General features: G+C 59.5%; 5 protein-coding genes. 1 reads left to right on the top strand and 4 read right to left on the bottom strand.

What is annotated here, in order from left to right; translation table 11 throughout:
- A partial coding sequence (locus EGI20_RS15710; protein WP_498632576.1) for an ABC transporter substrate-binding protein occupies positions 1-846 on the bottom strand: 846 nt, incomplete at its 3' end.
- Between the two features lie 331 nt (positions 847-1,177).
- Positions 1,178-2,773 carry a malate synthase A gene (gene aceB, locus EGI20_RS15705; protein ID WP_498632574.1) on the bottom strand — a complete coding sequence of 532 codons (1,596 nt, stop codon included), beginning with the start codon at positions 2,771-2,773 and terminating at the stop codon, positions 1,178-1,180.
- A 112-nt stretch (positions 2,774-2,885) separates the two neighbouring features.
- Here aceB and EGI20_RS15700 point away from each other — a divergent pair, with 112 nt between their 5' ends.
- A complete protein-coding gene (locus EGI20_RS15700) occupies positions 2,886-3,782 on the top strand; it encodes a LysR family transcriptional regulator (RefSeq protein ID WP_498632572.1) in 897 nt (298 codons plus the stop codon).
- A gap of 16 nt (positions 3,783-3,798) precedes the next feature.
- Here the strand turns inward: EGI20_RS15700 and EGI20_RS15695 are convergent, their stop codons facing one another.
- Together EGI20_RS15695 and mutS are read right to left on the bottom strand one after the other, a co-directional pair.
- Positions 3,799-4,236 (bottom strand): hypothetical protein, encoded by a 438-nt coding sequence (locus EGI20_RS15695; protein WP_498632570.1) that lies wholly within the window; start codon positions 4,234-4,236, stop codon positions 3,799-3,801.
- A 96-nt stretch (positions 4,237-4,332) separates the two neighbouring features.
- Positions 4,333-6,749: DNA mismatch repair protein MutS (mutS, locus tag EGI20_RS15690; protein ID WP_498632568.1), on the bottom strand; the 2,417-nt coding region annotated here is incomplete at its 5' end.

The following is a 6,749-nucleotide window of genomic DNA, read 5'->3' as shown; positions in this document are numbered from 1 at the left end:
GCCGGCTTTCTCACCCTTGAGGATGCGCACCACGATGCGGCCGGCCTGACGGCCGATATCGTAATAATTCTGCCCAAGTGCGGCGATGGCTCCGCGCTTGACCGAATCAGGGTCAGAAGCAATCAGCGGCATCTTGCTCTGGTTGGCGACGGCCACCAGCGACTCGTAAGTCGACACCACATTATTGTCGGTGCTGGTGTAGATGGCATCGACCTTGCCTGCCAGATTCTTGGCTGCGGGGGCGACATCCACGCTGCGCGCGGCGGCCGACTCCACCAGCGTCATGCCGCGTTTGCCCAGTTCGGTTTTCAGTTCGCGCGCCACAATGACCGAGTTGACTTCGCCCGGGCTGTAGACCATGCCGATTTTTTTGGCGGCCGGATGGATTTTCTGGATCAGGTCAACCTGAGCCGCTATCGGCAACCGGTCGGATACGCCGGTGATATTGCTGCCCGAAGCCTTCCATGAAGGCACCAGTTTGGCGGCGACCGGGTCGGTAACGGCAATAAAGACCACGGGGACATTGCGCGTTGCGGCGGCGACGGCCTGTGCGCTCGGTGTGGCGATCGCGACGATGGCGTCGGGCTTGTCGCCGACGAATTTGCGCGCGATTTGGCCTGCTGTTGCGGTATTGCCTTGTGCGCTCTGGTATTGCAGCTTGAGATTGCTGCCGTTCTGGTAGCCGGCTGCCTTCAGTTCGTCCTCCACGCCTTTGCGGGCAGCATCCAGCGCCGGATGGTCAACAATGGCAGTGATGGCAACCGATTTCATATCGGCTGCAAAGGCTGAGCCGAATGCTCCGATAGCGAGCAGCGAAACGAGCAGGGGACGGAGGGATAGGCGCATGGTGTTGATCTCGTCGTAAACAGATAAAGATTGGATTTTGTCTGCAATCTTATGGCAAAACGACGGGTGCTGTTTTTTGCTTATTAGGTTTTTATGCTTACAAATGCGGTTTTATTTTAATAAAATTGCTTATGCGTTGCGGTTTGCGCGATGAAAATTGTATTTTTTGAGTGAGCTTGAAATATGATGGTTAATTTATTGCTGCGCTGCGGCAAGGGTGGGAGTAATGAATCCGGGAGTGCGCTTGTGCGTTTGGTATAGGTAAAGAACAACGGCCACAGACTTGCTGTGGCCGTTGCGTGTTCTGGCTTGCCGCCAGATATGCAGGGGCTTAGTCGAGGTAGTCGTAGCCTGGCAAGGTCAGGAACTCGACGAAGTCGTCACTGCTGGTCAGCTCGGCAAACATGCGTGCCGCGTCTTCATACTGGCGCGTCCAGCGGCTGCCCAGCTTGTCTTTCAGGTCGGCCACAACCTCACCGTGGAACTGGGCAAACAGCTCCTGTGTGACCTTGCGGCCGTCTTCCAGCACGCCTTTGGGCGAGCGTATCCACTGCCAGATCTGTGCACGCGAAATCTCGGCGGTGGCGGCGTCTTCCATCAGGTTGTGGATAGGGACGCAGCCGTTGCCGGAGATCCACGAGCCCAGGTACTGGATGCCGACGTCGATATTCAGCTTCATGCCGGCTTCGGTAATCGGTGTTTCCGGCTGGAAAGTCATCAAGTCGGCCGCCGTCGTATTCACGTCGGGACGCTGCTTGCCGATCTGGTTGGGCGCATCGCCCAGCACGGCGTTAAAGGATTCCATCGCAATCGGTACCAGACCCGGGTGGGCAACCCAGCCGCCATCGTAGCCGTCACCGGCGTCGCGATCCTTGTCAGCCTTCACGCCGCCCAAGGCCTTTTCATTGGCTACCGGATCATTCTTGATCGGGATCAGTGCGGCCATGCCGCCGATGGCCGGTGCCTGACGCTGGTGGCAGGTCTTGAGCAGCAAGAGCGCATAGGCACGCATAAACGGCACGGTCATGGTGATGGCGCCACGGTTGGCCAGACAGAAATCCTTGTTGTTCTTGAATTTCTTGATGCAGCTGAAGATGTAGTCCCAGCGCCCGGCATTCAGGCCGCAGCTGTGCTCGCGCAGTTCATACAGGATTTCGTCCATCTCGAAGGCGGCGAGGATGGTCTCGATCAGTACGGTGGCCTTGATCGTGCCTTGTGCAACCGAGAGTTCGTTCTGTGCGAATACGAATACATCGTTCCACAGGCGTGCTTCCAGATGGCTTTCCATCTTCGGCAGGTAGTAATAGGTGGCGCGGCCGTTTTCCAGCAGATAGTGGATGTTGTGGAAGAAGGACAGCGCGAAGTCGAACAGTGCACCGGAGACGATATCGCCATCGACGGTGATGTGTTTTTCCATCAGATGCCAGCCGCGCGGGCGCAGCAGCAAGGTGGCGATGGTGTCGTTCAGCGCGTATTGCTTGCCTTCGGGGCTGGTGAAGGAGATGGTCTTGCGATAGGCGTCACGTACATTGATCTGGCCGCTGATCTGGTTGTCCCAGCTCGGGCAGTTCGAGTCTTCAAAGTCGGCCATGAAGCTCTTGGCACCGGAGTTCAGTGCATTGATCATCATCTTGCGCTCGACCGGGCCGGTGATTTCGACGCGGCGATCTAAAAGGTCGGCCGGCAGCGGAGCGATTTTCCAATCGCCAGCGCGCACGGCGGCTGTTTCCGGCAGGAAGTCCGGCAGACGACCGGCATCCAGCTCGGCCTGGCGCAGCACGCGGCGCGCGATCAGCTCGCGGCGGGTGCCTTCGAATTTGCGGTGCAGCTTGGCCACAAACGCGAGCGCTTCGCTTGTGAGGATGGTTTCGTATTCCGCATTCAGCGGGGCGAGGATTTCAACACCTTGCGGCAAGGTCATGGCCATCTGGTTTCTCCTATGGTTTGTCGGTCTGATTATGCTGTTTGCCAGTTTAGGTGAGCATGGATTGTAGAAAAAGCCCTAAAATGGCATTAATCCTTTTACTTTTTGTATGCTAATGGACAGCTTCAAGCAGATGGAAACGCTGGTCGCGGTGGTGACGCTGGGGAGTCTGAGCGCGGCCGCCCGGCAAGAAGGCGTGGTGCCGGCGATGATAGGGCGGCGGCTGGATGCGCTGGAGGAGCGTTTAGGTGTGCGGCTATTGGTGCGCACGACGCGCTCCATTACGCTGACACAAGAGGGCACGGCTTTTTACGAAGACGCGCTGCGCATTCTGGGCGAACTGGCGGATGCCGAAGCCGCTGTGGCTTCGGGCAGCGGCCGCGTGCGCGGTCATCTGCGACTATCGGCACCGGCAGGCTTCGGTCGGCGCCATGTCGCGCCGCATGTGGCCAGCTACCAGCGCATGCATCCGGATATCAAGGTGACACTGGATTTGTCCGACCGCTTGGTGGATTTCGTGCGCGATCGCATCGACTGCGCGATACGGATTTCCGATCTGGCCGATTCTTCTTTAGTCGCGCTGCGTCTGGCCGAAAACCGCCGCGTGGTGGTCGCATCTCCGGCCTATCTGGCCGAGCACGGCATTCCGTATTGTCTGGAGGATTTGTCGGGCCACAATTGCCTGTCGCTGGGCGAAAGCCAGAGTCGCGGCTGGAGCTTTATGCAGCAAGGCGAGCTGGTCAATCTCAAGGTGTCGGGCGTGCTGGAGTGTAACGACGGCGCCGTGCTGCATGACTGGGCCATTCGCGGCTTGGGTCTGGCCTGGCGTTCGCTGTGGGAGGTGAAGGATGACTTGTCGGAAGGACGATTGGTCACGGTGCTGGACGCATATGCTTCTCCAGACTATCCGGTGTATGCGGTGGTGGCAGAGCGGCGTTTGCTGCCGCTCAGGGTACGTCACTTTATCGAACATTTGCGCGCCTGTTACAGCGCGCCAGGCTATTGGGATTAGACCTTTCGCGCTGCGTTCAGTGTGTGCAGTGGCGGGCGGTAAAGCGTTCGAAGTAGGCGATCGGGCCGATGCTGCTTAAGCCGATGTGAAAGCAGATGTCGGCTGCGAGTGTCTCGCCGGCATTTTCGCTGGCGTGAATCAGCTCATACAGTACTTCTACCTTTTTGAACCGCTCCTGAGCTCCGATGCTGCCATCCAGCCACGTTTGTATTTCAGCCGATTGCGGATGGGTGCTGTTGATTTCCAGAGCACAGTTCGGGCAACTGACAAAGCTGATCGCCGGCGGGATCGAGATGCCCATGCCGGCGAGTGCATCCTGTGCATAAATGGCGAATTCGCCTAGGCGGTGTCCTGCCCGCTGCCGGATAGCGGACAGTGGTAAAGCCTCGGCGTCATCTGGCAGGTTGAAGAGTTTTTGCACGCTGCTCTGGGCAGATTCATCAGAATTGTTCATGGCAATGCCTTTGACTTTTATCAAATGATTTTCAAGTAATCAATATAGAAAATATTCAATGGCATTGGAAGAAAAATTTATCTGCCATTTCTCGGATTATTCAGCCAGTTTCGTCTTGAGCGCATAGAGCAGACTCAGCGCTTCGCGTGGGCTCAGGCTGTCTACATCGGCGTCTTCCAGCATCTCCAGCGCTGAGTGCGGCTGCGCCTCTGGCTGGGGAGCGCTGGCTTGGGTAAACAGATCGGGCTGCTGGCGGGCGACCGACTGGTTTTCCAGCTCAAGTAGATGGCGGCGCGCCTCGCGTATGACTTTAGGTGGCACGCCGGCCAGTTGTGCCACGGCAAGGCCGTAGCTCTGGCTGGCCGGGCCTTCTTCCACGTGATGCAGGAACACGATGCTTTCCTTGTGTTCGACTGCCGACAGATGGACATTGGCGACGCCGGCATAGTCGTGCGCCAACCGCGTCAGCTCGAAGTAGTGGGTGGCGAACAGCGTGTAGCTGCGGTTTTTTTCGATCAGCGCGCGCGCAATCGCCCAGGCCAGCGCCAGACCGTCAAAGGTGGACGTGCCGCGACCGACTTCATCCATCAGCACCAGGCTGTGCGCGGTAGCATTGTTGAGAATGTTGGCGCTTTCGGTCATTTCCACCATAAAGGTGGAGCGGCCGCCGGCCAGGTCGTCGGAGGCACCGATACGGGTGAAGATGCGGTCGATAGGTCCGATGATTGCACTTTGTGCCGGCACGCAGCAGCCGATATGTGCCATCAGCGTCAACAGGGCCGTCTGGCGCATATAGGTTGATTTACCGCCCATATTGGGGCCGGTAATCAGCAACAGCTTGCGGGCATCCGACAGGCAGATGTCGTTGGCAATAAAGCGTTCGACGCCGGCTTCCACCACCGGATGGCGGCCTTCAATAATCTCCAGCCGGTTGTTGCCGACAAATTCGGGGGCGACGTAATTGCAGGTTTCGCTGCGCTCGGCAAAGTTGGCCAGCACATCCAGCGTGGCGACTGCTTGCGCCGTCTGCTGTAGCGCGCCGACATGCGGAATCAGTGCATCGAGCAGTGCTTCGTATAACTGCTTTTCCAGCGCCAGCGACTTGTCCTGTGCCGACAGTGCTTTGTCTTCGAATTCTTTCAGTTCCGGCGTGATATAGCGCTCGGCGTTTTTCAGTGTCTGGCGGCGGCGATAGTCGTCCGGCACCTTGTCCGACTGGGCGCGTGACACTTCAATGTAAAAGCCGTGCACCCGGTTGAATTCGACCTTGAGCGTGCTGATGCCCGTGCGCTCGCGTTCGCGTGCTTCCAGTTGCAGCAGGAATTCGCCGCAGTTGGTCTGGATGTCGCGTAGCTCGTCCAGATCGGCCGAATAGCCGTGGTTGATCACGCCGCCGTCGCGCAGCAAGGTCGATGGTTCGGGCAAAATAGCCGCCCGCAGCAGCGCCTCGGCCGGGGCGTTTTTCGGCAGGTGGCTGGCCAGCGTGTTCAGCAGTGTGCTGTTCAGGTTGGCGGCCTGATGGCGGGCGTCTTTCAGGCTGGCGAGCGAGTCGCGCAGCGAGGACAAGTCGCGCGGGCGGGCGCTGCGCAAGGCGATGCGGGCAGTAATGCGCTCGATGTCGGCTACGCCGGACAGGGTATCGCGCAGCGTCTGATGCTGGGAGGCGAGGGAGGCTACCGCATCCAGCCGTTCGCGCAGGCGGGCATGGTTGCGTAGCGGATGATGCAGCCAGTGGCGCAACAGGCGGCTGCCCATGCTGGTGCTGCAATGGTCAAGCAAGGAGGCCAGTGTCGGGCTGGCTTCGCCGCGCAGGGTTTCGGTCAGTTCCAGATTGCGCCGGGTGGCGGCATCCATGCGCACCAGTTCGCGGGTGTCTTCCACGCTCAGGCTGGCGATATGGGCCAGATGCGCACCCTGGGTCTGTTTGGCGTATTCGAGCAGGGCACCGGCCGCGCCGACGGCTACCGGGCTGTTTTCTGCGCCGAAACCGGCCAGATCGCGCGTGCCGAAATGGCGGGTCAGGGTGAGCTGGCCCGATTCGCTGTCAAACTGCCAGGATGGCAGTTTCTTGCGCGGAATGGCCAGCGTGTCCAAGAGGGCAATGGCGTTATCGTCGGGCAGCAAAAGCTCGGACGGGCGCAGGCGCTCAAGCTCGCTCATCACCTCGTCGACCGGCACCTGCATGATGCGGAATTCGCCGCTGGACAGCGACAGCCAGGCCATGCCCAGCACGCCCTTGATGCTGTTAAGCGCCAGCACCAGATTGTCGCGCTTGTCGTCCAGCAGCGCAGCATCGGTCAGCGTGCCCGGGGTGACGATGCGCATGACTTTGCGTTCGACCGGGCCTTTGCTGGTCGCCGGGTCGCCGATCTGTTCGACGATGGCGACCGACTCGCCCAGCTTGACCAGACGCGCGAGATAGCCTTCGGCGGCATGATAGGGTACACCGGCCATCTTGATCGGAGTGCCGGCCGAGGCGCCGCGCGTGGTCAGCGTGATATCCAGCAGGCGCG

This window comes from Aquitalea sp. S1-19, assembly GCF_024343515.1.
The sequence above is the reverse complement of the archived record's forward strand: the minus strand, read 5'-3'. Positions and strand labels throughout refer to the sequence as shown.